Consider the following 26,010-nt stretch of genomic DNA (forward strand, 5'->3'; position numbering starts at 1 on the left):
AAGCTGTTATTAGTGCAACCTAAGTTGGTTGGGCTTTCGTCCTGACTTATCGTTTGCTCTTAACGCCGAACTCGACAAGCTCGGCATATCTCCCCATACGGTCAGAGGCCCACCAGGCGCTCAGCCTAGCGGGCGACAAGGCGCGGTAGGTGACCAACTTGTGAGGGTTGAGTTACCACCGAGCACCCGACTACCTAACCAGAGCGGGTGGACAACTGGAGAGCGACTGCACGGGAGGACCATCAGCGCAGCTGGTCTCCGAAACGTCCGGGCGCAGTCTAGACGGAGGCGTTCGAGAAGGCCGCAATTCTTCGAAGGCCTGTTTTTTGTGAAGGCAGAGGCATGACGCAACTTCCTGGCCACAGGTCCCCTGGACCCCGCGGGCTGTACGACCCGGCGAATGAACACGACGCCTGTGGTGTCGCATTCGTCGTGGATATGCACGGCCGCCGCAGCCGCGACATCGTCGACAAGGCTATTACGGCGCTGCTCAACCTGGAGCACCGTGGCGCAGCCGGCGCCGAACCCAACTCGGGTGACGGCGCGGGCATCCTGATCCAGCTCCCGGACAAGTTCTTCCGGGCCATCGTGGACTTCGAGCTGCCTGCCGAGGGCTCCTACGCCACCGGCATCGCCTTCCTCCCGCAGGCCCGCCGTGAGGCGGCCCGTGCCGGGTACCGCGTCGAGAAGATCGTGCGCGAGGAGGGCCTCGAGGTCCTCGGCTGGCGTGAGGTCCCGATCGACGAGTCGTCGCTGGGCGCGCTGGCCCGCGACGCCATGCCGACCTTCCGGCAGATCTTCATCGCCTCGCCCAAGGACAGTGCCGAGCAGCTCTCCGGCCTGGACCTGGAGCGTCGCGCCTACGTCGTCCGCAAGCGCATCGAGCACGAGCTCGGCAAGGCGGGCGCGGGTGAAGGCGCGACCGGCAAGGAATCGGTCTACTTCCCGAGCCTGTCCGGCGAGACCTTCGTCTACAAGGGCATGTTCACCACGCCGCAGCTGCGCGCCTTCTACCTGGACCTCCAGGACGATCGCGTGGAGTCGGCGCTGGGTATCGTGCACTCCCGCTTCTCCACCAACACCTTCCCGTCGTGGCCGCTGGCGCACCCGTTCCGGCGCGTCGCCCACAACGGCGAGATCAACACCGTCTCCGGTAACGAGAACTGGATGCGGGCGCGTGAGGCGCTGCTGAACTCGGACGTGTTCGGCACCGACTCCGAGGGCAACAACCGCCTGGAGAAGATCTTCCCCGTCTGTACCCCGGGGGCCTCGGACACCGCTCGTTTCGACGAGGTGCTCGAGCTCCTGCACCTGGGCGGGCGCAGCCTGCCGCACGCGGTGCTCATGATGATTCCCGAGGCGTGGGAACGCAACGAGAACATGACGCCCGAGCAGCGCGCGTTCTACCGCTACCACTCGTTCCTGATGGAGCCGTGGGACGGACCGGCCTCGGTCTGCTTCACCGACGGCACCGTCGTCGGCGCGGTGCTGGACCGCAACGGTCTGCGCCCCGGCCGCATCTGGGTCACCGAGGACGGCCTGTGTGTGCTGGCCTCCGAGGTCGGCGTGCTCGACATCGACCCCGCGACGGTCGTGTACAAGAAGCGCCTGCAGCCCGGCCACATGTTCCTGGTGGACACCTCGCAGGGCCGCATCATCTCCGACGAGGAGGTGAAACAGTCTCTCGCGGAACAGTTCCCGTACCAGCAGTGGCTGGACAACGGCCCGACCAAGCTGTCGGACCTGCCGGACCGTCCGCACGTGCACATGTCGCACGACCGCGTGCTGATCCGCCAGCAGATCTTCGGATACACCACCGAGGAACTGAACCTGCTGGTCTCGCCGATGGCGCAGACCGGCGGTGAAGCGCTCGGCTCGATGGGCACCGACACCCCGATCGCGGTGCTGTCCTCGCGGCCGCGGCTGCTGTTCGACTACTTCTCGCAGCTGTTCGCGCAGGTCACCAACCCGCCGCTGGACGCCATCCGCGAAGAGGTCGTCACCTCGCTGCGCAGCATGGTCGGTCCCGAGGCCGATCTGCTGAACCCGGGACCGGAGTCCTGCGGTCAGATCACCCTGACCCAGCCCATCCTGGACAACGACGAGCTGGCCAAGCTGGTCCACATCAACGACGACGGGTCGCGTCCCGACCTGCGTTCGGTCGTGGTCCACGGCCTGTACCCGGTCAAGAAGGGCGGCAAGGGACTTCGCAAGGCCATCGAGGCCGTGCAGAAGCAGGTGTCGGCGGCCATCGACGGTGGCGCGCGGATCATCATCCTGTCCGACCGCGAGTCCAACGAGAAGCTGGCGCCGATCCCGTCGCTGCTGCTCACCGCCGCCGTGCACCACCACCTGGTGCGCGAGCGCACCCGCACCAAGGTCGGCCTGGTCGTGGAGGCCGGTGACGCCCGTGAGGTGCACCACATGGCCCTGCTGGTCGGTTTCGGCGCGGCCGCGATCAACCCGTACATGGCGTTCGAGTCCATCGAGGACATGCTGGAGCGCGGTCAGCTGACCATGCCGGGTTCCACCGGCGATCACGCGGCTGACTTCAAGAAGGCCGTCTACAACTACAACAAGGCGGCCGGCAAGGGCGTGCTGAAGGTGATGTCCAAGATGGGCATCTCCACCATCGCCTCCTACCGGGGCGCGCAGCTGTTCCAGGTCATCGGCCTGGCGCAGGAGCTGGTGGACGAGTACTTCACCGGTCTGCGTTCGCCGCTGGACGGTATCGGCCTCGACGATCTCGCGGGTGAGGTCGCCGAGCGGCACAAGGTCGCGTTCCTGGAGAACCGCAACGAGCGCGCGCACCGCGAGCTCGAGGTCGGCGGCGAGTACCAGTGGCGGCGTGAGGGCGAGTACCACCTGTTCAACCCGGACACGGTGTTCAAGCTGCAGCACGCCACCCGCTCGGGCCAGTACAAGGTCTTCAAGGAGTACACCAAGCTCGTCGACGATCAGTCGGAGCGCCTGGCGTCGCTGCGCGGCCTGTTCAAGTTCAAGTCCAAGGGCCGCAACCCGATTCCGATCGAGGAAGTCGAGCCCGCGAGCGAGATCGTGAAGCGGTTCTCGACCGGCGCGATGAGCTACGGCTCCATCTCGGCCGAGGCGCACGAGACCCTCGCCATCGCCATGAACCGGCTCGGCGGTCGCTCCAACTCGGGTGAGGGCGGCGAGGACATCGCCCGCTTCGAGGTCGAGGACAACGGCGACTGGCGGCGCTCGGCGATCAAGCAGGTGGCCTCCGGCCGCTTCGGCGTGACCGCGCACTACCTGACCAACTGCACCGACATCCAGATCAAGATGGCGCAGGGCGCGAAGCCCGGTGAGGGCGGCCAGCTTCCGGCGCACAAGGTGTACCCGTGGGTCGCCGAGGTCCGGCATTCGACGCCGGGCGTGGGCCTGATCTCGCCGCCGCCGCACCACGACATCTACTCGATCGAGGATCTGGCGCAGCTGATCCACGACCTGAAGAACGCGAACCCGCAGGCGCGGATTCACGTGAAACTGGTCGCGGAACCGGGCGTCGGCACCGTCGCCGCGGGTGTGTCCAAGGCGCACGCGGATGTCGTGCTCATCTCCGGTCACGACGGTGGCACGGGTGCCTCGCCGCTGACCTCGCTGAAGCACGCGGGCGGCCCCTGGGAGCTCGGCCTCGCCGAGACCCAGCAGACCCTGCTGCTCAACGGCCTGCGCGACCGCATCGTGGTGCAGGTGGACGGTCAGATGAAGACCGGCCGCGACGTCATGATCGCCGCGCTGCTCGGCGCGGAAGAGTACGGCTTCGCCACCGCCCCGCTGGTGGTTTCGGGCTGCATCATGATGCGCGTCTGCCACCTCGACACCTGCCCCGTCGGTGTCGCCACGCAGAATCCCGTACTGCGCGAACGCTTCACGGGTAAGCCGGAGTTCGTCGAGAACTTCATGCTCTACATCGCCGAAGAGGTGCGTGAGCTGCTGGCGTCGCTGGGTCTGCGCACGCTCGACGAGGCCATCGGCCGCGTCGACCTGCTGGATACCGCTGCCGCCAAGGCACATTGGAAGGCCGCGAAGCTGGACCTGTCGCCCATCCTCGACGATGTCGAGACGGCGTTCATGTTCCAGGATCGCCGCCGGACCAAGGATCAGGACCACGGCCTGGACAAGGCCCTGGACAACGAGCTGATCGCCAAGTCCGCGGACGCGCTGGAGCGCGGCAAGCCGGTCAAGATCGACACCAAGATCACCAATGTGAACCGCACCGTCGGCACCATGCTCGGCCACGAGGTGACCAAGCTGTACGGCGGCGTCGGCCTGCCCGACGACACCATCGACATCACGTTCACCGGCTCCGCCGGTAACTCGTTCGGTGCCTTCGTCCCGGCCGGTATCACCCTGCGTGTGGTCGGCGACGCCAACGACTATGTGGGCAAGGGACTTTCGGGTGGCCGCATCACCGTGCGCCCGTCCGCCGACGCCCCCGAGTCGTTCGTCGCGGAGCAGAACATCATCGCGGGCAACGTGATCCTGTTCGGCGCCACCAACGGCCAGGCGTTCCTGCGCGGTGTGGTCGGCGAGCGCTTCGCCGTCCGCAACTCGGGCGCGACCGCGGTGGTCGAAGGCGTGGGCGACCACGGCTGCGAGTACATGACCGGTGGCCGCGTGGTCATCCTCGGCGAGACCGGCCGCAACTTCGGCGCCGGCATGTCGGGCGGTGTGGCCTACATCTACAACCCGAACGGCACCTTCGAGTCGAACCTCAACACCGAGCTGGTCGACCTGGAGAAGCTGTCGGACGAGGATGCGGCCTGGCTGCAGTCCACCATCACGCAGCACCGCGACGAGACCGGTTCCGCTGTGGCCGAACGACTCTTGGGCGACTGGGCCAACGAGTCGGCCAAGTTCGTGAAGGTCATGCCGCGCGACTACAAGAAGGTCCTGCTGGCCATCTCCGAGGCGGAGAAGAGCGGCCGCAACGTGGACGAGGCGATCATGGAGGCAGCTCGTGCCTGACATGCTTTCGCAGACTGTTTGTTTTGGTCAGGAGATCGTAAATGGGTGACGCACAAGGCTTCCTGAAGCACACCTCCCGGGAGCTGCCGAAGCGCCGTCCGGTTCCGCTTCGCCTCATGGACTGGAAAGAGGTCTACGAGGAGAACTTCGACCACAAGACGCTGCAGCGGCAGGCCAGCCGCTGCATGGATTGCGGTATCCCGTTCTGCCACAACGGCTGCCCGCTCGGGAACCTGATTCCCGAGTGGAACGACCTGGTGTTCAAGGGCGCGTGGAAGGAAGGCTTCGACCGCCTGCACGCGACCAACAACTTCCCGGAGTTCACCGGCCGCCTGTGCCCGGCTCCGTGCGAGGCGTCCTGCGTCCTGGGCATCAACCAGGATCCGGTGACGATCAAGCAGGTCGAGGTCGAGATCATCGAGAACGGGTTCGACGAGGGCTGGGTGACCCCGGTCTACCCGACCCGCCTCACCGGCAAGCGCATCGCCGTCGTCGGCTCCGGCCCCGCCGGTCTGGCGGCCGCCCAGCAGCTGACCCGGGCCGGTCACACCGTGACCGTGTTCGAGCGTGACGACCGCATCGGCGGCCTGCTGCGCTACGGCATCCCGGAATTCAAGATGGAGAAGCGTTTCATCGACCGCCGTCTGGCGCAGATGGAGGCCGAGGGCACCATCTTCAAGACCGGCGTGAACGTGGGCGTGGACATCACCGCCGAGCAGCTGCGCGAGCAGTTCGACGCGGTGGTCCTGGCCGGTGGCGCGACCATCGCGCGTGATCTGCCGGTGCCGGGTCGCGACCTGGACGGCATCCACCAGGCCATGGAGTTCCTGCCGCTGGCCAACCGCGTGCAGCTGGGCGATCAGATCACCGACGAGGACGGGCTGCCGCCGATCAACGCGCGCGGCAAGAAGGTCGTCATCATCGGTGGCGGTGACACCGGCGCGGACTGCCTGGGCACCTCGCACCGTCAGGGTGCGGAGTCGATCCACCAGTTCGAGATCATGCCGCGACCGCCGGAGGAGCGCGCGGGCTCGACCCCGTGGCCGACCTACCCGCTCATGTACCGCGTCTCCTCGGCGCACGAAGAGGGCGGCGAGCGCGTCTTCTCCGTGAACACCGAGCGTTTCGTGGGCGAGAACGGCAAGGTCACCGGCCTGCAGGCGCACGAGGTGAAGATGGTGAACGGCCGCTTCGAGAAGGTCGACGGCACCGATTTCACCCTCGAGGCCGACCTGGTGCTGCTGGCCATGGGCTTCGTCGGCCCGCAGAAGAACGGCCTGCTCGAGGGTCTGGGCGTCGGTTACGACCAGCGCGGAAACGTCAAGCGCGACAACGACTGGCAGACCACCGTCCCCGGCGTCTTCGTCGCCGGTGACATGGGCCGCGGCCAGTCCCTGATCGTGTGGGCCATCGCCGAGGGCCGCGCCGCGGCGTCGGCCGTGGACAAGTTCCTCGAGGGCGAGACCGCACTCCCGTCCCCGATCACCCCCACCATGGTCGCCCAGCGTTGACGCGCTGACCCGAAGACGGCGGATGCCCACGGACTACGGTCCGTGGGCATCTCTCGTTTCTGAAGATCACCTTCTGTCTGGGACAAATTTCCCTGAAGGTAGTGACGAATAGCTATTGAATGGCTATGTTGTGTAGGTCACCGGATGATCACGGGGCACGCGAACTATAAATATCGGGAATCGGACGTCATTCCGGAGTCGCGTGGCGGCGGCGGAAAGCCCCCTTTATCCTTATCGGCGGTGTGGTGCCGATCTCGGCGAGGTGGTCCGGTTCGCGCATCTCATAGGGGCTGGTTACTTCGGTTAACCACGAGTGCACCCCGTTCGTCATCCGGCGACCGCACCATGAGTTTCGGAAATAACGGGACGATCACGTCCCGGGCAGGCGTGAACTGGAGCAGTATGCGGTTGAAAAGTGTTGTCGCGGCTGCGGGGGCAGCGGCGAGCGTTCTCATCTCGGGAATCGTCCTCGGCGGCGGTTCCGTTACGACGGCCTCGGCCGACCCGGCGTGCCCGAGCCTCTACACGGTGGCCGTCCCCGGCACCTGGGAGACCGGCCACGAGAAGGATCCCAAGCCGGGCATGCTGTCCACGGTTACCGACGGGCTACCCGGCCGGGTCGACTATGTGACCTACGCGGCGACCGCATTCCCCTGGGAGGGTGACGTTTACGGCGCCTCCAAGAAGGAAGCGGTCGAGCACGCGCGCGGCTACGTCGCCGCCATGGGCGCGGCCTGCCCCGGCACCAAGATCGCCATCACCGGCTACAGCCAGGGCGCGGACGCGGCCGGCGAGCTGGCCGCCGAGATCGGCACCGGCCTCGGTGTCGTTCCGCCGGACCGTATTTCGGCCGTCGCCCTCATCTCCGATCCGCGGCGTTCCCCGACCGACATCCAGGTCGGGCCGATCGCGCCCGGCGCGGGTGCGGGCGGCGCACGCACCGGCGGCTTCGGTTTCATCAGTGATCGCGTGCGCACCATCTGCGCCATCGGCGACCTGTACTGCTCCACCGAGGACTCCGACTTCGTCACGCGTTTCGCCGGATTCCTCGCGCAGGCTTCGGATCCCAACCCGGTGAACCTGTGGCGCTACCAGCTCGAGGTCGGCACCATCATCAGTGATCTGATGGCACAGGGCGGCATCCCGACCCTGCAGGCGCAGCTGTCCGAGGGCGCGAACGAGCAGCGGGCGCAGCAGTTCGAGCAGTTCTTCCGCACGGGCACGCACACCAGCTACGGCTTCTACTCGGTGGGCGGCGGTCAGACGGCTCTCACCTGGATGCACAATTACATCGCGAATTCCATCTGAGACAGTTGGCGCACCGAAGGCCGTTCCCAGTCGGGGGGCGGCCTTCGGCCTTTTCGAACTGTTTCAGAGATTGCGCGGCAGCAATTCCCAGACGTGCCCGTTCTCGTTGACGGTCGCGGCGGTCCGCCGCCCGGTCCGCGAGTACAGGATCCGGGTGATCGAGCAGTAGTCGATCGGAAACGTGAGCGGCCGTTCCAGCCCGAGCACATCCTGCAGCAGCACGTTGATCACGCCGCCGTGCGCGAAGACCACCACGGTGTCGGCGGGTTCGGTGGCCGCGACGATGGTGGCGATATCGCCCAGCACACGGGCCTTGAAGGCGTCCCCGTCGATCTGCTCGGGCAGCCACCCGGCTTTGATCCGCTCGTAGACGGCCTGGAAATCCTGCTTCGCATCCTCGATGGGGATGTAGACCGGCAGGTCCCGATCGTATTCGGCGAGCCCGTCGAAGATCTCGACCTCGAGCCCGGCCTTGTCGGCGGTGGGCCGCGCGGTCTCGCGCGCCCGCCGCTGCGGGCTGCTCACCACCCGCGCGATGCGATGCGCCGCGAGCGCGGCCGGTACCCGCCCGGCCTGCTGCACCCCGATCTCGGTGAGCGCCGGATCGGCCGGACCGCTGGTTCCGGCGACGCGTTCGGGCTGGGCATGGCGGACGAGAATCAACTGCACACGTCCACAATGCCGCACCACGGGCCCACCCCGCCGGGTGGGCCGTCCCGAACTACTGGCTCTTCTTCTTCCGCATCAGGTAGACAATGCCGAGGATCAGCACGATGATGCCGATGCAGCAGACCGCGGCGAAGATCCAGAACCCGCCGCCCTTGCCCTTGGACTTCTTCTTCGCGGCCAGATCCAGCGCGGTGTTCCAGGTGTCCTGGCTCGCCCACACCTGATGGTCGAGCAGCGGAACCTGAGTCAGCAGGTCGAGATACATCGCATTCCCCAATCGAGAGCGTTCGGCGGCCCTCCTCCCAGGGCCCGGAGAAATCAGATTAGCCCGACATTCGGTGCCGCACAGCGTGTTGCGCTCGGCGGTGAACATGGCTGTTCCCACAGCTCAGGCTGTTAACGGCACCCTCCGAATCCACTATGGCGAGTTCCGCATCCCGGGGGTTCGCTTGCCGCTCAGCGCGAATCGCCCTGTCCCGTGCGGGGTTTCACCAGCGGGAACGGCAGGGTTTCGCGGATGCTGCGACCGGTGATGAGCATGACCACGCGGTCGACGCCGACCCCGAGCCCACCGGTCGGCGGCATGGCGTGTTCGAGGGCCTGCAGGAAGTCCTCGTCGAGTTCCATGGCTTCCGGATCGCCGCCCGCGGCGAGCATGGACTGTTCGGTGAGACGTTTGCGTTGTTCCACCGGATCGGTCAGCTCGCTGTAGGCGGTGCCCAGTTCGACACCCCAGGCGACCAGGTCCCAGCGTTCGGTGACACCCTGGATGTGCCGGTGCTGCCGGGTCAACGGCGACACCGAGGTGGGGAAGTCGATGTAGAAGGTGGGTTCCTCGGTCGCCGATTCCACCAGGTGCTCGTACATTTCGAGGACGATCTGCCCGGCGTCCCAGCCCGGCTGGTAGCCGATGCCCTCCTTGTCGCAGAGGATGCGCAGTCGTTCCACCTCGGTGCCGGGCGTGACGGTTTCGCCGATGGCGGCGGAGATGGCGCCGTGCACGGTCTTGACCGGCCATTCCCCGGAGATGTCGACCTCGTCCAGCCCGCCGTCCGAATTCGGGCGCAGCACGACCATCTTCCCGTTGGCGGCCACCGCCGCCTCCTGGATGAGCTGACGGCAGGTGTGCATCATGCGCTCGTAATCACTGTGCGCCTCATAGGCTTCCAGCACGGTGAACTCGGGGTTGTGGCTGTAGTCGACGCCTTCGTTGCGGAAGACGCGGCCGAGTTCGAACACCTTCTCCATGCCGCCCACGCATAGTCGTTTCAGGTACAGCTCGGGGGCGATGCGCAGGTACAGGTCGAGGTCGTAGGCATTGATGTGGGTGGTGAACGGGGTCGCGTTGGCGCCGCCGTGCACCTGTTGCAGCACCGGCGTTTCCACCTCCAGGAAGCCCCAGCCGTGCAGGGTGTCGCGCAGTGACCGCACCACGGCGCTGCGTTTGGCCATCATCTCGCGGATGTCGGTGTTGATGGCCATGTCGACGTACCGCTGCCGCACCCGCGCTTCCGGGTCGGCCAGACCCTTCCACTTGTCGGGCAGCGGGTGCAGGCATTTGCCGATCATCCGCCAGTCGGCGGCGAGCAGGGACAGTTCGCCGCGGCGGCTGCGCCCGATCTGCCCGCTGACCTCGACGAGGTCGCCGAGGTCGAAGAATTCGTCGAACTCGGCGCCGCGGGCCGCGCCGACGCGGCCGCGGTCGATGAGCAGCTGGATGTCGCCGGACCAGTCGCGCAGCAGCGCGAAGCTGACGCCGCCGTAGTCGCGAATCCGCAACAGTCGTCCGCAGACTCGCACCGTGGTGCCCTGCGGTGTGCGCCGGGCGGCGGCGATGGTGTGCGTGGGCGGATAGGCGACCGGATAGCCCTCGATCCCCGCCTCTTCGAGTTTGCGCAGTTTGTCCATGCGCACCCGCACCTGTTCGGGACGGCGCGGCCCGCTGTCCTCGAGTTCCTCCGGCGGCAGGTCGGGCAGGCTGCCGTCCGCGTGCAGCCCGGTGATGGTGTCGGGCACGGAGGCCCGCACACCGGTGTGCTTGGAGGTGTCGGGTTCCTTGCCGATGCGCGGCAGGAAGCCTTCGGCGAGCGCACTGGCCAGCGCGACGCGCGCCAGCTGCCGGCGTTCCTCGAACATGGAGAAGCGCGGCACCCATTCCGGCTGGTATTTCACGTTCGACCGGTAGAGGGCTTCGAGCTGGTACCAGCGCGAGAAGAACATGAGGATGGAGCGCCACAGCCGCAGCACCGGTCCCGCGCCGATCCGCCCGCCCTCTTCGAAGACGGCGCGGAAGACGGCGAAGTTCAACGAGATTCGCGTGATGCCGTACTGCTCGGAGTCGAGCGCCAGCTTGGAGATCATCAATTCCATGACGCCGTTGGGGCTCTGCCGGTCGCGGCGCATGAGGTCGAGGGAGACGCCGGTGCGGCCCCACGGGACGAGCGAGAGCATGCCGAGTACGCGACCATCGTGGTCGACGGCCTCCACCAGCAGGCAGTCGCCGTCGAGCGGGTCGCCGAGCCGGTCCAGCGCCATGGAGAAGCCGCGTTCGGTCTCGGTGTCGCGCCAGGCGTCGGCGCGGCGGATGACCTCCTTCATCTCCTCCGGCGACACCTCCCGATGCCGGCGCACGCGAACGTTGATGCCCTGCTTGGACAATCGGTTGACGGCCTGGCGCACCTGTTTCATCTCCGCCCCGGCGAGGGAGAAGGTGCGGGTTTCGAGAATGGCTTCGTCACCGAGCCGCAGCGCGGTGAGCCCGGCGCGGCGGTAGGCGGTGGCGCCCATTTCGCTGGCGCCCATGACGGCCGGGGCCCAGCCGTATTCGTCGCAGAGTTTCAGCCAGGCTTCGATGGCGTGCGGCCAGGCTTCCTTCATGCCGATGGGGTCGCCGGAGGCGAGGCAGACGCCGAGTTCCACGCGGTAGGTGACGGCGGCCTTGCCGCTGGCGGCGAAGACGACGGCCTTGTCGCGGCGGGTGGCGAAGTAGCCGAGCGAATCCTCCACATCGGAACGTGCGAGGAGGCCGCGCAGCGCGGATTCGTCGAGTCCGGTGAGCGCGTTGGTGGCGCGCTGCGACCGGAACAGTACGGCGACCGCGGCCAGCAGCGCCACCGCGCCGAACAGGCCGAGCAGCAGGTTCACCAGGTGTGGTGGATGCCCGTCGAAGTCCTCGTTGCTGACCAGGACCGCGCCGGTGACCCGGGACACCGCCCACAGTGGACGCTGCCAGCCGCCGACCAGGCTGCCGGGGAACAGTTCCACCAGTCCCCAGCCGACCAGGCAGCCCAGGGCGATGCCTCCGGCCAGCCAGCCCAGGGCCCGCCACACCGCTCCGCGCTGCACATGGGTGTAGAACTCGGACCAGGCGGCGATGAGCACGCCGATGATCAGCAGGTGCACGATCAGCGCGACGAGCGCGTTCATGTCCTGTTCGGCGACGAAGTCGAGCAGGTTGGACAGCGCGTAGGCGGCCATGTAGCCGACCAGCAGCCACCAGGCGATGCGTTTGCGGGCGGCGGTCGCGCCGGCGAGCAGGCCGACGACGAGCGCCCAGACCAGGCTGGTGTCGGGTGCGTCGAAGTAGTAGGTGTCGACGAAGTGGCGCAGTCCGGCGGTGAGGTAGCGCAGGCCGGGGGAGACGCTCCACAGGAAACACAGCACCGAGAACGTGCCGAGGGCGAGCCCGGCCACGTGCGGCACCTCACCGAACCGCCCGTGCCCGCGATGCGGAACCTCGGGCGACCGGGCGTCCGGTCTGGTTTCGCTGTCGTGGTGTTGCCGGCCCTGCGTCGAAGTCACCGCACCAGTCTTATCCAGGGCCACCCCCAGCGCACTCAGAACCACCGTCGTGTCTCATGGCTGTTCGCTACCGGCTGGTTGCGGGGCCGGATTTTGGCCTGACGGGTGCCGCGCGTAAGGATGTACCCATGTCGGATCCAGTCGATGTGCCGATCGATGACGAGATCATTCGACTCGGCCAGTTCCTGAAGCTGGCGAACCTCATCGATTCCGGTTCGGAAGCAAAGACGGTCATCGCCGCCGGTCTCGTCCGCGTCAACGACGAGGTCGAGTTGCGCCGCGGCCGCCAGCTACAGACCGGGGACGTGGTTGCACTCGCCGGGCACCGGGCGCGGGTAGCCGCACCCTGAGGGTGGCCCCGCCCCGAACCCGCTCACCGGCGTGCGCCGGAGCCCAATCGGGGTTCGGGAGCGAAGCCCCTGAGAGTTTCGAGAGTTGTCAGCTCTCGGCGCGCACCACGACGCCGTCGTGATCGCTGTAGAGCATGTCGCCCGGGACGAAGGTGACGCCGCCGAACTCCACCGGCACATCCTTGTCGCCGGTCCCGGTCTGGGTGCTCTTGCGCGGATTGGTGCCCAGCGCCTTGATGCCGATGGGCAGGGTGCGCAGGATCGCGGAGTCGCGGACGGCTCCGTTGACGATGACGCCCGCCCAGCCGTTGTCGACGCCGCGGCCGGCGATGATGTCGCCGACGAGTGCGGTGTGCACGCTGGCGTCGCCGTCGACGACCAGCACGCGCCCGTTGCCGGGTTCGCCGAGCGTCTGCTTGACCAGGAGGTTGTCCTGGAAGCACTTGATCGTCACGATGCGCCCGGCGAAGGCTTCGACGCCGCCGAACTGAATGAACTGGGTGTCGCAGCTACGGATTTCCGGGCCGATCTCGTCGGCCAGGTCCGCGGTGGCGACCACGTTTGCTGATTCGGTCACCCGACTATCTTGTCAGGGCGCATAAGCGCACGTAGCGGCCGGTCCCGCCGACGCGATATTCCCGTGTGCGCATTCCAGGAACGCGCGCATACTGAACGTGATGGCACCCACCGGAGGGAGGACCGGTTGCCATGGTTCATACAGACGGCACGAGTGTGGGCGCGGCGATCGATTCCGACGCCGGCGCCGAAGCGCGGTCCCTGCTGTCGGTGATCGCCGCCCGGTTCACCGCCGCCTGGGAAGCCACGGGTTCGCCACCCGATCTCGCCGAATTCCTGCCCGACGCACCGGGATTGCGCCGCCTGTGCCTGATCGAGCTCATCAAGGTCGATCTGGAGTACCGGTGGATCCGCTACGACTTCCCCAAACGCCTGGCCGAATACCGCACCGAGTACGACGAGCTGCGGCACGGCCCGCTGCCCCCGGATCTCGCCTACGAGGAGTTCCACGCGCTGCGCCGCTCCGGCCGCGGCCCCGACCACAGCGGCTACCCGACCGAGGCCGGTTCCACCGCGGCCGCCTGGGAGACCCGTGACTACCGCAGCACGCTGATCGCCCGGCCCGCCGCCGTGGAAGCCCTGGAGGGCATCGAGGTCGGTGACCGGGTGGACGATTTCGATTTGCTGGTGGAGTTGGGCGCGGGCGCGTTCGCGCGGGTCTTCCTGGCTCGGCAGCGGTCGATGCAGCGGCTGGTCGCGGTGAAGGTCTCACAGAATCACGGCACCGAGTCCGAGACGCTGGCCCAGCTCGACCACGAGAACATCGTGCGCGTCTTCGACCAGCGTCTGCTGGCCGAGCGGGAACTGAAACTGCTGTACATGCAGTACATTCCGGGTGGCACCCTGTCGAAGGTGCTGCGCCTGGTGCGGGAACGCCCGCCCGAACAGCGGTCCGGCGGACTGCTGCTGGAGGCCGTCGACGCGGCCATGCGCGACAAGGGCGGCCTGGTGCCCGGCGAATCGCAGACCCGCCTGCTGGTGCAGCAGCGCAGCTGGCCGGAAACCGTCGCCTGGCTGGGCAGCCGGTTGGCGCGCGCCCTCGACTACGCGGCCGACAACGGCGTCCTGCACCGGGATATCAAGCCCGCCAACATCCTGCTCACCGTCGACGGTGTGCCGAAGCTGGCGGATTTCAACATCAGTTTCAGCTCCCATGTGGCGGGCACCAGCCCGCTCGCCTATTTCGGCGGCTCGCTGGCCTACATGTCGCCCGAGCAACTGGCCGCCTGTCACCCCCAATTACCGGATACGGCAGAGGATCTGGACGGCCGCAGCGACATCTACGCCCTCGGCGTGGTGCTGTGGGAGTTGCTCACCGGCAAGCGGCCCTTCGACGACGAGACCCGCGCCGGCGATTCGGAATCCTCGCTGGAGCGCATGCTCGCCCTGCGGCGGCAGGTGGTGGATCCCGCGCGGCTGGAGGATCTGCCACCCGACTGCCCGCCCACCCTGCGCCGCGTCCTGCTGAGATGTCTCGCCCCGCGGCGCGCGGACCGCTGGCCGACCGGTGCGGCCCTGGCACAGCAGCTGGATCTGGTGCTGGATCATCGCGCCCGCGATCTGGTGGACCCGCCCGCGGACAGCTGGCGGGCGCGGGTGGGCCCGTGGTCGCTGCTGGTGCTGATCACCGTGGCCAGTGCGGCGGGCGGGGTGGTGGGCGCGGTGTACACGAATCTGCACAACGGCCCGCTGTGGGATCTGTGGTTCAGCGAGCAGGAGCAGCACACCCTGCGGGTGATCGGTTCGGGTATGGCCCTGTTCAGTACGTCGGCGGCCGTGGGTCTCACGAACTACCTGTGCCGCAAGGGTTTCTTCGTGTGGCGCGGGCTGCGCAAGGGCCGCACCTACGCTCCGGAGAAGCTGGCGCGGGGCCGCCTCGACACGCTTCGGGACGGGGACCGGGTCGCGGTGGTGGCGTTCGCCTGGTGGGTGGCGTCGGCGCTGGTCGCCTCGGCGGCCATGATCGCGTTCACCGATCTGGCGCCCGGTCGCATGCTGAATCTCGCTGCCACCCTGCTGGTTTCGGGGGCGATCGCGGTCGCGTACCCGTTCTTCGTGGTGACGTTCTTCGTGGTGCGCTGCTTCTATCCGCGGCTGCTGTCGCACGGCGAGACCGCGAACGATCATCACGCCCTGCGCGCGCTGGGCCGCCGCTGCACCATGTATCTGGTTGTGGCGGCGGCGCTTCCGCTGATCGGCGTGGTGATCAGCCTGATCTTCCTGACCCCGCACGAGGTGTCGCTGGTGATCGACCCGATCAAATGGCTGTGCCTGGTGGCGGTGCTCGGCTTCGTCCTCGACTACTGGCTGTTCCGGCGGTTGGAGGCGGATCTGCGGGCCTTCGAGCGCGCGTTCTCCGATCCGCTCATGTCAGGATCCACAGTCCGAATATCGCCAGCCACATAGCGCCCGTGGCGATTCCGGCGATGGCGAAACCCTTGTCGTCGCGTTCACTGTTCATGGCGAGCGCGACCACGCCGAGAATGATGGCTGGCACGGCCGTTATCCCGCAGATGAATCCGAGTACGCCGAGTACGAACGCGGCCACCCCCGCGCCGCGCTGGGTCGGTTTCGGCGGTTGGTAGTACATCGGCGGATACATCGGCACGGGCGGATTCGGCCGCAGCGCGGGCAGTCCCGTCATGACGACGTTCAATTCGCCGTAGGTGCGGGCGTTCAATGCCTGCCCGATGCGTTCGGACAATTCGTCCACGGTGAGCCGACCGGCCTGGAAATTCGTTTTCAGCGCTTCGATCGTGCGTTCCCGATCGGCATCTCCGGCCAGGAGATGTTCGCTGCCCCACTGTGATTCCATCTTGGTTCTCCATGAGCCCCGAACCGAGTATGTCTGCCTCCGAGCTTATTCGTTCAGGCGCGCCCGTGCCGCTGCTCGTAGGCGTCGCGTTCGGAGGCTTCGCGGGCGCGGCGGTCGGCGTCGGCGAGCGCCGGATCGAGGCCGTGCTTGATGAGCCGGTTGCGCCGGAACACGTAGGTGAGGGCGACGGTGAAGTAGATGAGCGGCAGGTACAGCAGCGCCATCATGGCCAGGCCCATCCAGAGCGGGCCGGGGATGAGCAGGAACAGGCTGAGCACCGGGATCATCGGCAGCAGCATGCGCAGCAGGTAGCGGCGGGTGGCGCCGGGGCCGATCACATCCTCGAGCACCCACTCGCGCATGGACGGCGGCAGGGTGCGCCCGCAGATGTAGCCGATCCGCTGCGGCAGGGTGGGGGTGGTGCGCTCGGACATGATCCCAGGATTCCTGGTGGTCGAGTGGGGGACAACACGGGGGACGACTCCGGGGGGTCGGCGGCGTTGACGACCCGGAGCGGTCAGGCGCTGGTGCGGGCCGCGTGGTAGGCGGCGACCTGGGTGACCAGGTTGTTGGTGGAGCTCTTCACGGCGAGTTTCACGAAGGGTTCGATGGTCTTGCCGAGCAGTTTGCCCGCGATGCCGCCGGGGACGCGGTAGTCGACGATGGCGTCGATGGTGGACTTGTCGTCACCCCGGTCGTGGAACAGGAAGGTGGATTCGATCTCGAATCCCTTGATCGATTTCACGGCGATGGCGTAGCCGGGCTCATGCCGCACGATCTTGATGGTGGAGTGCAGGGTGACGGGTCCGAGCGAGATGGTGCCGTCGAAGGTGGCGTCCACGCCCTCGGTTTGCTCGGTGAGCGGTTCGAACGCGCTGATCTCGTTGATGAACAGCGGCAGGTGCTGGTAGTCGTTGACGTAGGCGAAGGCGGATTCCGCCGAGGCGGCGCAATCCGCGACGATCTTGACTTCGGTCATGTGCAAAACAGTAACGTGTTCTAGTTTCTGTCGCCGTTCATGAGGCGGAGCTCACGTTATATCCGCAAGGAATGGCGCCCGCCGTATTTCACGCGCCTACGCCGTGACGGCCAGCGCGGCAGCCAGACCGAACACTACCGCCATCACCAGCACTTCGAAAATCGCGCGGCGCAAAGAGGACTCGGCGGCCATTCTGTGATCCGCCGCCACCGGAACCCAGCGTTTGCGCCACCACCAGCCCAGCCCCAGCAACGCCAGCAGCAGCACGGTCTTCGTCAGCAGGATGCGGCCGTACCCGGTGGCCGCCAACTCCGTCAGCCCGCCGACCCGCACCAGTCCGTTCACGATGCCCGTCACGGACACCGTCGCGACCAGCACCAGCGCCCACCGCGAATAGCGGGGGAGCAGCACCGCCCACTCGCCGCGCGTGCGCACCGTCAACGCCAGCGCGAGCAACACCCCGAACCAGGCCGCCGCCGCCAGCGCGTGCACCGCGCCCAGCAGCGAACCGAACGCCTGCTGCGACATGTGCCCGGTGATCGGCCGCAGCGCGAGCGTGACGGCCGTGAACACCAGCACCAGATCCGCCGTCGCCCGATCCGGCCTGCGGAACCCGAACGCGCTGTAGCCCGCCACCGCACCCGACCCGACCAGGATGGCGATACCGATCTGCCCGCCGCTCACCTCGGCCAGATAGTCACCGAACTGGGAGCCGCCCAGTTCCCCGGCCCGCACACCCACCACTTCCGCCGCCTCGAACACCAGCATGGCGAATTCCATTGCCGCCCACAGTCCCGCGACCACCGCCAGCAACCGCCACGGCGGCGACAGGCGCTCGTGCAGGCGCGGCAGCGCGGCCAGCCCGAGCACGGTCGCCCCCGCGCAGTCGGCCAGCACCCGCGCGGGCGCCTCCGGCTGCACCGGATCACTCGCGGCCAGCGCCCACGCGAGGGCCGCACCGCACAGGCCGAACGGGACCACCAGCAGCAGCCAGCGCACGGTGCTGCTGCCGGCCCCGCGCTCACGGCGGCGATCGGTGCGGTCGGACCGGTTCACTCGGCAAACCTCGCGGAATCGGCAACGGGTGGAGGCGGATTCAATTCTTCGACTTGCGGCGGCCGCCGAACAGCGCGAACGCCAGACCGCCACCGAACAGCACGACCGCGCCCGCGATGAACACCCACAGCGGCACGCCACCGTCGTCGGAGCCGCCGGAGGACGACGCGTTGGCATTCGCCTTCGCCCCCGGAGTGCCGTTGCCCGCCTTGGTGAGGGTGAACGTGCGCGTGCCCTGCACCGGGTGCCCGTCGGCGGAGGTGACCCGGTAGGCGATCTTGTATTCGCCGACCGGACCCAGCTCACCGACCTCGATGCTCACCGTCGGGCCCTCGATCAACGGCTGCCCCTTCGACCACAGGTTGCCGTCCGGGCCGGTGACCGTCATGGACGGGAAGTTCGGCTGCAGATCCTCGTTGAAGGTGACGCTCACCCGCGCGGGCGAGGCGTCGATCTGCGCGCCGTTCTCCGGCGAGGAGCTCAGCGGAGCCGAATGCGCGTTGGCCACACCACCGCTCAGCAGGGAGAACCCGGCCACCAGCAGGCCGGTGAGCACACCGGCCAGCAGCTTGGCGCGCACACCGCTCGCTGTCCCATTGCGGCGCTTCACGACTTACGACTCCGGATCACGCTGCCCAGACCGAGCGCGGTCCCGAGCGCGCCGAGCGCCAGCCCGATACCGCCCAGCCAGCGCGCGGTGTCGTCGGTATCGCTCGCGGCCTCGGTGGTCCCGCCGCCGACGGCATGGTCGTCACCGTTCGCGGCGGCCGCGGCCAGCTTCAGCGACGGCGCGGGATGATCCGGTTCGGTGCCGTCGGCGTTCTCCGCCTGATCCCAGGCGACGACCTTGCCGTCACTGTAGGTCTGGGTGGCGTTGAAGCTGACGTTCTCCTGCTTGGGCAGCGGCCCCAGCGAGATCACGAACCGCTGGAACTGCCCCTGCCCGATCCCCGGATTGCCGGGCGCCGCGGTCCAGGTGACGGACGTGGCCTCGCCCTTCTCGTTCCGATTGATCTTCGCGGCCCACCCCGCCAGCGGTTCGGTCCGGACACTCTTCACATTCGGAACGGCGACAGTGAGTTCGGTGGTCGACGCGGTATCCGACTCGTTCGGCACCTTGAACGTCAGCACCGTGTAACCGCCCTGCGCCGCCCCCGGCGCGTCCACGGTCACATGGGCGGAGGCGACCCCCGCCCCCAGCAGCGTGAGGCTCGCGGCCACGGCGGCCGTGCCGAGCGCACGCGAAAGAGAGATGTGCATGAGTTGATCGACCTTCTCTGGAAAGGTTATGGGTGAACGGGATTCACGAACCAGGTCCGGCAGTGCCGAAGCAGCCGCTCAGACCCCGGTCGCGACCGGCGGTGCCCGCGGCCCCGCGACGCCCGCCCCGAGCAGGCTCTTCGCCGCACCCGAGACCCCTGTCCAGAGGGCATCGCCCACCCGTACCGGCAACCCCACCGGCCCGGTCAGCACCACCCGAATCGTTTGTGAGACAACCCCGTACAGCCGCTCACAGACCAGAATCAGCACCGCGAACGCGACCGCGGCGGTCGCATGCGTACCCGCCATGATCCCGTCCGCCGCGAAATCGACTGTGCCGGAAGACCCGTGGTGCGTCATCCCGCTCAATGCGATGTGGCACAGCGGTTGTCCCGCCGCCATGAGCGCGAGCAGCCCGGTCGGCGACCGCAGCGTCGAGGCGAACGCCCCGATCACCGCCGCCGCGCACAGCAGCAACGTCAGCCCGGTCGACCCCGGATACCCGCCGCCCGCGAGACCGTGGGCGGCAATGGCGAGCGTCGCCATCGCCACGCCCGCCAGGGTGCCGCGAACGGCATTCCGGGACGACGGGCGGGGCGGCATGACAGGCTCAGTTCACGCCGAGGCGGGCGAGCACGTCGGCTTCGATGCCGGACAGCTCGTTGGAGATGGACGCGTGCACGGCGCGACGGCGCTGCACCGGCATCTGGTCGGAGGTGCGGACGGCGGCGGTCAGGCTGTCGAGCCGGTCGCGGGTGTTGGCGACGAACTGCTTGGTGTCGGTGTCGCCGCTCTTGCGTTCGACATCCTGCAGTGTCGCTTCGATATTCGCGAGCCGCGCCTGCAATTTCGCTCCGGGACCGGAGAATTCGCCGAGCTGGCTCACCCCGATCCCGAGCTGCTGCGCCTTCCGGGTGTCGAGCTGCGCCCGCACCAGCGTCGCGCCCCGATAGGCCAGCGGCGCCAGCACCGGCACCAGAATCCGCGCGATCCCCAGGTACTTCCGCACCTGCGCCACATTGAACGGATCCCGCTCCGCCTTCGCGGCCAGCTTCAACGCGGCCTTCTCCTCGGCCTGCAGCTTCGCGACCTCCGCCTTGGCGACCCGATCCCGGGTCTTCGCCTCGGCCCGATGCTTCTTGCGCTCGTTGCGCGCCCCGAGCTTGGCCTCCACCGCGGCCTTGTGCTTGAGGGCTTTCGCTTCGGCTCGGCGGCTGACCCGCTTCTTGCGCTTGCTGAACAACCCCATAGATGGCCTCCGTCATGCTGGTTCGCCATGGCAGCACAGGGCCGGGGGATGCCTGTCCGCCCATGTCACACAGTTTGCAGATCACCCTATCCGGTGCGGATACGCCCTAGCGAGCACCGTGCACAATCCGACTCCTCGGATCCTCAGGGGCTCCGCCCCCGAACCCCCTGGCGAGGGGGTGTGGGTGACGGCCTCCTCGAACTTTGCGGGGAATGCCCGGCCCCACCTGCCTTCGGGGTTGGGCGGCTGCCGCGAACCTGGCGGGGCGGGGAGGGAAGTCTCTCGAACTCTTGAAAGGGGGTGTGGGGGAAGCCCCCGCAACCCCCTGTTCTTCCGGTCCGCGCAGCGGGTCTTCGGGGCGGGAGGGTGGGGGTGTCGGGGGGTCGGGCCATACTGGCAGGCGTGTATTCGGGCATCGGTGACCATGGCGAGCGGGCCGCGTTTCTGGACGCGCGGTCGCTGATCGGGTGCCGGCACCGGCTGTTTCTGGATGCGACCCACCCGGGCGTGCTGACCGGAGTGGCCGAGGACGCCGGCGTGCAGCAGCGGCGGGAAGCGGCGGCCGCACATCGGGCCCAGGTGCGGGACACGCTGGTGGGAGCCGATCCGGGCCGATGGGTCGTGATCGAGGGCGGGGTGCCCGCGGCGCAGCGGGCCGCGGCCACCATGCGGGCGATGGCGGACGGGGCCGAGCGCATCTGGGGCGGGCTGCTGCCGCAGGAGGCCGATACCGGCCGCCGCGGCGGGTGCGAGATCCTGTGGCGGGATCTGGATCGCGGGGGGTACATCCCGGTGATCGTGGTGAACCACAAGGTGACCGACCCGCGCCAGCCCGACCCGGCGGACTACCACCCGACCACGAGTGACATGTACGAGTGGAATCCGAAGCCGGACAGGCATGTTCGCACCCGCCCGCAGCCGCGCGACACGCAGCGGCTCGCACACCTGTACCGCATGCTGCAGCGGCACGGCTACGCCAGCCCGGCCCTGGTCGGCGGCGCGATCGGCTACCACTTCGACCGCATCCTCGTACACGATCTCGGCCCGGTGCTCGACGACTACGACATCCGCTACGCGGATCGAATCGCCGTGGTGCGCGCGGAACTTCCCACCGTCCCGTCGAAGGTCCCGGAGTGCCGCCAGTGCCCGTGGTGGACCCGCTCCCCGGAGGAGGACAAGCCCAGCTGTGAACGCTGGCTGTCCGATCACCGCGATGTGAGCCTGGTGGCCCCGGGCTCCCGCGCCGAGGTGCTGCGCCGCCACGGCGTCGAGACCATCGACGATCTGGCCGCCTGGTCCGGCGACGACCCGGACGACTGGCAGTACGAGCCGTTCACCGAAACCATTGTCACGGCGCGGGCCTGGGCCACCGGCGCACCGCTGGTCCGCCGCGTCCAGCAGGTCACCGTCCGCCGCGCCGATGTCGAAGTGGATGTGGATCTGGAGAGCTTCCAGGAGCACGGAGCATACCTCTGGGGCACCCTGCTCGACGGCGTCTACCGCCCCTTCGTCACCTGGGATCCACTGCCCACCCCCGACGAGGGCCGCTCCTTCGCCGAGTTCTGGACCTGGATGATGAAGATCCGCGCCGACGCGAAGGCGGAGGGCAAAACCTTTGCCGCCTACTGCTATTCGCGCACCGCCGAGGACAAGTGGCTCTACGAGTCGGCCCGCCGTTTCGCCGGTATGCCGGGCGTCCCCACCGAACGCGAGATCCAGAAGTTCGTGGACGGCCCCGAATGGGTGGACATGTTCCAGGCCGTCTCCGAGCAGTTCATCTGCCCGAACGGCAAGGGCCTCAAGAAGATCGCGCCGGTGGCCGGTTTCCACTGGCGCGACCCGGAGGCCGGGGGAGAGGCGTCGATGAGCTGGTACCGCCTGGCCGTCGCCTTCGACGGCGGCGACCCGGACATGTCGCAGCGCACCCGCATCCTGGAGTACAACGAAGACGACGTACTGGCCACCAAAACGCTGCGGGATTGGATGTCCGACCGCGCGGATGCGGAGGTTCCGGCCATCGCCGATTTCGCCCGTCGTAGTATCGCGTCGTGACCGATCACGTCGAACACCTGGAGTTTCAGGCCGAGACCCATCAGCTCTTGGAGTTGATGATCCACTCGGTCTATTCGAACAAAGACACGTTCCTCCGCGAGCTCATCTCGAACGCCTCGGACGCGCTCGACAAGCTCAAGATGGAGGCCTACCGCGACAAGGATCTCGAGGCCGACACCTCGGATCTGCACATCGAGCTGGCGGTCGACCACGACGCGCGCGTACTCACGGTGCGCGACAACGGCATCGGCATGTCCCGTGCCGAAGTGGTGGATCTGATCGGCACCCTGGCCAAGTCGGGTACCGCCCAGTTGCGCAAGCAGTTGCTGGACGCGAAGACCGACGCGGCCGCCGAGGAGCTGATCGGCCAGTTCGGCATCGGCTTCTATTCCACGTTCATGGTGGCCGACAAGGTCACCCTCACCACCCGCAAGGCCGGCGAATCCGGCGGCACCCGTTGGGAATCCGCGGCGGGCGAGTCCACCTATTCGATCGAGGATCTGGACGAGGCTCCGCAGGGCACCACGGTGTCGCTGCAGTTGAAGCCGGCCGACGAGGACGATCACCTCTTCGACTACACGATGGAGTGGAAGCTCCGCGAGATCGTCAAGAAGTACTCGGATTTCATCGCCTGGCCGATCCGCATGACGGTGGAGCGCACCGTCATGGACGGTGAGGGCGAGGACAAGACCGAGAAGACGATCCTCGAGACCCAGACCCTGAACTCCCAGAAGGCCCTGTGGACCCGCCCGAAGAGCGAGGTCACCGAGGAGGAGTACAAGGAGTTCTACCGGCACGTCTCGCACGCCTGGGACGATCCGCTCGAGACCATCCCCATGAAGGCGGAGGGCACCTTCGAGTATCAGGCGCTGCTGTTCCTGCCCTCGCACGCCCCGTTCGACCTGTTCACCCGCGAGCACAAGCGCGGCGTGCAGCTGTATGTCCGCCGCGTGTTCATCATGGACAACTGCGAAGAGCTGATGCCGGAGTATCTGCGCTTCGTGAAGGGCGTGGTGGACGCACAGGACCTGTCGCTCAACGTCTCTCGTGAGATCCTGCAGCAGGACCGGCAGATCCGCGCCATCCGCAAGCGCCTGGTGAAGAAGGTGCTGTCCACGGTCAAGGACCTGCGCAACGCGGAGGATCAGGAGAAGTACCAGACCTTCTGGAAGGAATTCGGCCGGGTGTTGAAGGAGGGCTTGCTCTCCGACACCGACAACCGTGAAACCATCCTGGCCGTCTCGTCTTTCGCGTCGACGCATTCGACCGAGGAGCTCACCTCCCTGCCGCAGTACGTGGAGCGCATGGCCGAGGGCCAGTCCGCGATCTACTACATGACGGGCGAGTCCCGGCAGCAGATCGAGAACTCCCCGCACATGGAAGCCTTCCGGGCCAAGGGTCTCGAGGTGCTGGTGCTGACCGATCCGGTCGACGAGATGTGGGTCGGTTCGGTGCCGGAGTTCGACGGCAAGCCGTTCCAGTCCATCGCCAAGGGCGAGGTGGATCTGGAGACCGAGGAGGAGAAGCAGGCCTCCGAGCAGCTGCGCGAACAGCAGGAGAAGGATTTCGCCGACCTGCTGGGCTGGTTGCAGCAGACCCTGGACGCCAGCGTGAAGGAGGTGCGCCTCACCGCGCGCCTGACCACGTCGCCCGCCTGCGTCGTGGGTGACGTGTTCGATTTCACGCCGATGCTGGAGCGCATGTACCGGGCCTCGGGCCAGGCGCTGCCGGAGACCAAGCGCATCCTCGAACTGAATCCGGACCACGCACTGGTCACCGGACTGCGCGACGAGTACGCCAAGCGCAAGGACGAGGAGGACAAGTCCGCGCTCGCCGAGACGGCCGAACTGCTCTACGGAACCGCTGTGCTGGCCGAGGGCGGAGAACTGAAGGACCCGGCGCATTTCGCCCGGATTCTGGCGGATCGGCTCACTCGTACGCTCTGAAACACCTGGTCAGCCTGGCGTAAATCGGTCATACATGCTTTGTCGCAAATGTGACGTGCATCGTCCCTGACCGATTCCGGGAACTCGATGGGAACGCGTACGTTGTACGTCTTGGCCGGGCGTATTTCGTGCCCGGCCGAGCAACAAAGCAAATTCCGTCAGGAGAAGGTAATGGTTCAGGGCACCGTCAAGTGGTTCAACGCGGAGAAGGGCTACGGCTTCATCGCCCGCGAGGACGGCCCCGATGTGTTCGTTCACTACTCGGAGATCGAAGGCAACGGCTACAAGCAGCTCGAAGAGGGCCAGGCCGTGAGCTTCGAGATCACCGAGGGCAAGAAGGGTCCGCAGGCCGCGGCCGTCCGCCCCCACTGATAGCGGCGGAGGCACGCAGGCGCCGGGACCCCAACCCGATCTCTACAAGGCGCTGAGCCTCACAAAGCTTCGAAACAACAAGGCCCGCACCGGTTCCCCGGTGCGGGCCTTGTCGTGTGTCGAAGTTTGGGCTCGGCCCGGTGGGTTCGGCGCTCGACGCTTAAGGGTTCGGGGCTCGGCCCTGATGGGGGTTCGGGGGCAAAGCCCCCGTTTCCCCCTTCCTCGGGGGTTTGGGGGCGGAGCCCCCAAGACCCAGCGTCAGCGCGGGGCCATGCGCAGTGCGCCGTCCATGCGGATGGTCTCGCCGTTCAGGTAGTCGTGCTCGGTGATGTACTGCGCGAGCTGCGCGTACTCGTCCGGGCGGCCCAGGCGGGAGGGGAAGGGGACGCCGGCCTCGAGGCCCTTGCGGTATTCCTCGGTGACACCGGCGAGCATCGGGGTGTCGATGATGCCGGGGGCGATGGTGTTGACGCGGATGCCGAACTGCGCCAGGTCACGCGCGGCCGGGATGGTCATGCCGGCGACGCCGCCCTTGGAGGCGGAGTAGGCGATCTGCCCGATCTGGCCCTCGAACGCCGCGACGGAGGCGGTGTTGATGACCACGCCGCGCTGGCCGTACTCGTCGACCGGCTCGGTCTTGGCGATGGCCTCGGCGGCCAGGCGCATGACGTTGAAGGAGCCCAGCAGGTTCACGGTGATGACGGTGCGGAACAGCTCCAGGTCGTGCGGGCCGTTCTTGGACAGGATGCGTCCCGCCCAGCCCACACCGGCGCAGTTGACGACGATGCGCAGCGGCACACCGGATTCCACGACCGTGGCGACCGCGGCGGCCACCTCGTCACCGCTGGTGACGTCGGTCGGGATCAGGGTGACACCGGCGGGAACGCTGTCGCCGGCGCGCTCGATCGACTGCTTCAGATCCAGGCCGAAGACGGTGGCGCCCGCATCGGCGAAACGCTTGGCGGTGGCGGCGCCCAGCCCGGACGCACCTCCGGTGATGATGGCGGCGGATCCCGAAATCTCCACGGTGATCTGGTCCTCTCGACAAGGGACGGCCCTTTCACTGGCCCTCCG

21 protein-coding genes are annotated in these 26,010 nt (G+C 67.6%); 8 read left to right on the forward strand and 13 right to left on the reverse strand.

The annotated features are described in order from the left end of the window. Positions 1 to 342 precede the first annotated feature (342 nt). The 3 genes from gltB to JK358_RS02610 all read left to right on the forward strand — a co-directional run bounded on the left by gltB (position 343) and on the right by JK358_RS02610 (position 7,811). Positions 343 to 4,992: a glutamate synthase large subunit gene (gene gltB, locus JK358_RS02600; protein WP_201943049.1), complete on the forward strand. Its 4,650-nt coding sequence runs from the start codon at positions 343 to 345 to the stop codon at positions 4,990 to 4,992. Positions 4,993 to 5,033: 41 nt separating this feature from the next. Beyond that, complete coding sequence (locus JK358_RS02605) at positions 5,034 to 6,503, forward strand: glutamate synthase subunit beta (protein WP_201943051.1); 1,470 nt, start codon at positions 5,034 to 5,036, stop codon at positions 6,501 to 6,503. 402 nt (positions 6,504 to 6,905) lie between these two features. Further along, positions 6,906 to 7,811 (forward strand): cutinase family protein, encoded by a 906-nt coding sequence (locus JK358_RS02610; RefSeq protein WP_201943054.1) that lies wholly within the window; start codon positions 6,906 to 6,908, stop codon positions 7,809 to 7,811. Between the two features lie 63 nt (positions 7,812 to 7,874). On the opposite strand, the gene JK358_RS02615 is transcribed toward JK358_RS02610, so the two are convergent. The 3 genes from JK358_RS02615 to lysX form a co-directional block, all read right to left on the reverse strand. After that, entirely contained in the window at positions 7,875 to 8,480 is a 606-nt protein-coding gene (locus JK358_RS02615; RefSeq protein ID WP_201943057.1) for a histidine phosphatase family protein, read from the reverse strand. Positions 8,481 to 8,532: 52 nt separating this feature from the next. Then, entirely contained in the window at positions 8,533 to 8,745 is a 213-nt protein-coding gene (locus tag JK358_RS02620) for a hypothetical protein (RefSeq protein ID WP_201943060.1), read from the reverse strand. Positions 8,746 to 8,936: 191 nt separating this feature from the next. Next, positions 8,937 to 12,281, reverse strand: a complete 3,345-nt coding sequence (gene lysX / locus JK358_RS02625; RefSeq protein ID WP_201943063.1) for a bifunctional lysylphosphatidylglycerol synthetase/lysine--tRNA ligase LysX — start codon at positions 12,279 to 12,281, stop codon at positions 8,937 to 8,939. A 128-nt stretch (positions 12,282 to 12,409) separates the two neighbouring features. Here lysX and JK358_RS02630 point away from each other — a divergent pair, with 128 nt between their 5' ends. Next, positions 12,410 to 12,631: an RNA-binding S4 domain-containing protein gene (locus JK358_RS02630; RefSeq protein WP_201943799.1), complete on the forward strand. Its 222-nt coding sequence runs from the start codon at positions 12,410 to 12,412 to the stop codon at positions 12,629 to 12,631. Between the two features lie 88 nt (positions 12,632 to 12,719). On the opposite strand, the gene rraA is transcribed toward JK358_RS02630, so the two are convergent. After that, positions 12,720 to 13,208 carry a ribonuclease E activity regulator RraA gene (gene rraA / locus JK358_RS02635; RefSeq protein WP_201943065.1) on the reverse strand — a complete coding sequence of 163 codons (489 nt, stop codon included), beginning with the start codon at positions 13,206 to 13,208 and terminating at the stop codon, positions 12,720 to 12,722. A 131-nt stretch (positions 13,209 to 13,339) separates the two neighbouring features. On the opposite strand from rraA, the gene JK358_RS02640 reads away from it, so the two are divergent. After that, positions 13,340 to 15,613 carry a serine/threonine-protein kinase gene (locus JK358_RS02640; protein ID WP_201943068.1) on the forward strand — a complete coding sequence of 758 codons (2,274 nt, stop codon included), beginning with the start codon at positions 13,340 to 13,342 and terminating at the stop codon, positions 15,611 to 15,613. On the opposite strand, the gene JK358_RS02645 is transcribed toward JK358_RS02640, so the two are convergent. The 8 genes from JK358_RS02645 to JK358_RS02680 form a co-directional block, all read right to left on the reverse strand. After that, positions 15,573 to 16,022, reverse strand: coding sequence for a DUF1707 and DUF4190 domain-containing protein (locus JK358_RS02645; RefSeq protein ID WP_201943071.1), 450 nt, complete (start codon positions 16,020 to 16,022; stop codon positions 15,573 to 15,575). The genes JK358_RS02640 and JK358_RS02645 overlap by 41 nt on opposite strands. A 53-nt stretch (positions 16,023 to 16,075) precedes the next feature. Next, positions 16,076 to 16,456, reverse strand: coding sequence for a DUF5313 family protein (locus JK358_RS02650; RefSeq protein WP_201943074.1), 381 nt, complete (start codon positions 16,454 to 16,456; stop codon positions 16,076 to 16,078). Positions 16,457 to 16,539: 83 nt separating this feature from the next. Beyond that, positions 16,540 to 17,001 carry an SRPBCC family protein gene (locus tag JK358_RS02655; RefSeq protein WP_201943077.1) on the reverse strand — a complete coding sequence of 154 codons (462 nt, stop codon included), beginning with the start codon at positions 16,999 to 17,001 and terminating at the stop codon, positions 16,540 to 16,542. A 96-nt stretch (positions 17,002 to 17,097) separates the two neighbouring features. Further along, positions 17,098 to 18,057 carry a CopD family protein gene (locus JK358_RS02660; RefSeq protein WP_201943080.1) on the reverse strand — a complete coding sequence of 320 codons (960 nt, stop codon included), beginning with the start codon at positions 18,055 to 18,057 and terminating at the stop codon, positions 17,098 to 17,100. 40 nt (positions 18,058 to 18,097) lie between these two features. Beyond that, positions 18,098 to 18,667 (reverse strand): copper resistance CopC family protein, encoded by a 570-nt coding sequence (locus JK358_RS02665; protein WP_372440585.1) that lies wholly within the window; start codon positions 18,665 to 18,667, stop codon positions 18,098 to 18,100. Continuing rightward, a complete protein-coding gene (locus tag JK358_RS02670) occupies positions 18,664 to 19,317 on the reverse strand; it encodes a YcnI family copper-binding membrane protein (RefSeq protein WP_201943083.1) in 654 nt (217 codons plus the stop codon). Before JK358_RS02670 ends, JK358_RS02665 begins: the two co-directional genes overlap by 4 nt. A 78-nt stretch (positions 19,318 to 19,395) precedes the next feature. Beyond that, on the reverse strand, positions 19,396 to 19,869 hold the full coding sequence (locus tag JK358_RS02675; RefSeq protein ID WP_201943086.1) for a hypothetical protein: 474 nt from the start codon (positions 19,867 to 19,869) through the stop codon (positions 19,396 to 19,398). A 58-nt stretch (positions 19,870 to 19,927) separates the two neighbouring features. Then, a complete protein-coding gene (locus tag JK358_RS02680) occupies positions 19,928 to 20,566 on the reverse strand; it encodes a DUF6474 family protein (RefSeq protein WP_201943089.1) in 639 nt (212 codons plus the stop codon). A 402-nt stretch (positions 20,567 to 20,968) separates the two neighbouring features. On the opposite strand from JK358_RS02680, the gene JK358_RS02685 reads away from it, so the two are divergent. The 3 genes from JK358_RS02685 (at position 20,969) to JK358_RS02695 (ending at position 24,936) form a co-directional block, all read left to right on the forward strand. Continuing rightward, positions 20,969 to 22,618, forward strand: a complete 1,650-nt coding sequence (locus tag JK358_RS02685) for a TM0106 family RecB-like putative nuclease (protein WP_201943092.1) — start codon at positions 20,969 to 20,971, stop codon at positions 22,616 to 22,618. Beyond that, positions 22,615 to 24,564, forward strand: a complete 1,950-nt coding sequence (gene htpG, locus JK358_RS02690) for a molecular chaperone HtpG (protein ID WP_201943095.1) — start codon at positions 22,615 to 22,617, stop codon at positions 24,562 to 24,564. The genes JK358_RS02685 and htpG overlap by 4 nt, the downstream gene beginning before the upstream one ends. 171 nt (positions 24,565 to 24,735) lie before the next feature. Further along, on the forward strand, positions 24,736 to 24,936 hold the full coding sequence (locus JK358_RS02695; RefSeq protein ID WP_201943098.1) for a cold-shock protein: 201 nt from the start codon (positions 24,736 to 24,738) through the stop codon (positions 24,934 to 24,936). A gap of 258 nt (positions 24,937 to 25,194) precedes the next feature. On the opposite strand, the gene JK358_RS02700 is transcribed toward JK358_RS02695, so the two are convergent. Then, positions 25,195 to 25,962: an SDR family NAD(P)-dependent oxidoreductase gene (locus tag JK358_RS02700; protein ID WP_201943102.1), complete on the reverse strand. Its 768-nt coding sequence runs from the start codon at positions 25,960 to 25,962 to the stop codon at positions 25,195 to 25,197. Positions 25,963 to 26,010: the final 48 nt, after the last annotated feature.

This window comes from Nocardia acididurans (assembly GCF_016741815.1).
GTDB classification, from domain to species: Bacteria; Actinomycetota; Actinomycetes; order Mycobacteriales; family Mycobacteriaceae; genus Nocardia; species Nocardia acididurans.

What these genes read in the sequence shown, in the direction of transcription:
- gltB (WP_201943049.1), top strand. Translation starts at nt 343, where the DNA reads ATGACGCAACTTCCTGGCCACAGGTCCCCTGGACCCCGCGGGCTGTAC.
- JK358_RS02605 (WP_201943051.1), top strand. Translation starts at nt 5,034, where the DNA reads ATGGGTGACGCACAAGGCTTCCTGAAGCACACCTCCCGGGAGCTGCCG.
- JK358_RS02610 (WP_201943054.1), top strand. Translation starts at nt 6,906, where the DNA reads ATGCGGTTGAAAAGTGTTGTCGCGGCTGCGGGGGCAGCGGCGAGCGTT.
- JK358_RS02620 (WP_201943060.1), bottom strand. Translation starts at nt 8,745, where the DNA reads ATGTATCTCGACCTGCTGACTCAGGTTCCGCTGCTCGACCATCAGGTG.
- JK358_RS02630 (WP_201943799.1), top strand. Translation starts at nt 12,410, where the DNA reads ATGTCGGATCCAGTCGATGTGCCGATCGATGACGAGATCATTCGACTC.
- JK358_RS02640 (WP_201943068.1), top strand. Translation starts at nt 13,340, where the DNA reads ATGGTTCATACAGACGGCACGAGTGTGGGCGCGGCGATCGATTCCGAC.
- JK358_RS02645 (WP_201943071.1), bottom strand. Translation starts at nt 16,022, where the DNA reads ATGGAATCACAGTGGGGCAGCGAACATCTCCTGGCCGGAGATGCCGAT.
- JK358_RS02650 (WP_201943074.1), bottom strand. Translation starts at nt 16,456, where the DNA reads ATGTCCGAGCGCACCACCCCCACCCTGCCGCAGCGGATCGGCTACATC.
- JK358_RS02655 (WP_201943077.1), bottom strand. Translation starts at nt 17,001, where the DNA reads ATGACCGAAGTCAAGATCGTCGCGGATTGCGCCGCCTCGGCGGAATCC.
- JK358_RS02670 (WP_201943083.1), bottom strand. Translation starts at nt 19,317, where the DNA reads ATGCACATCTCTCTTTCGCGTGCGCTCGGCACGGCCGCCGTGGCCGCG.
- JK358_RS02680 (WP_201943089.1), bottom strand. Translation starts at nt 20,566, where the DNA reads ATGGGGTTGTTCAGCAAGCGCAAGAAGCGGGTCAGCCGCCGAGCCGAA.
- JK358_RS02695 (WP_201943098.1), top strand. Translation starts at nt 24,736, where the DNA reads ATGGTTCAGGGCACCGTCAAGTGGTTCAACGCGGAGAAGGGCTACGGC.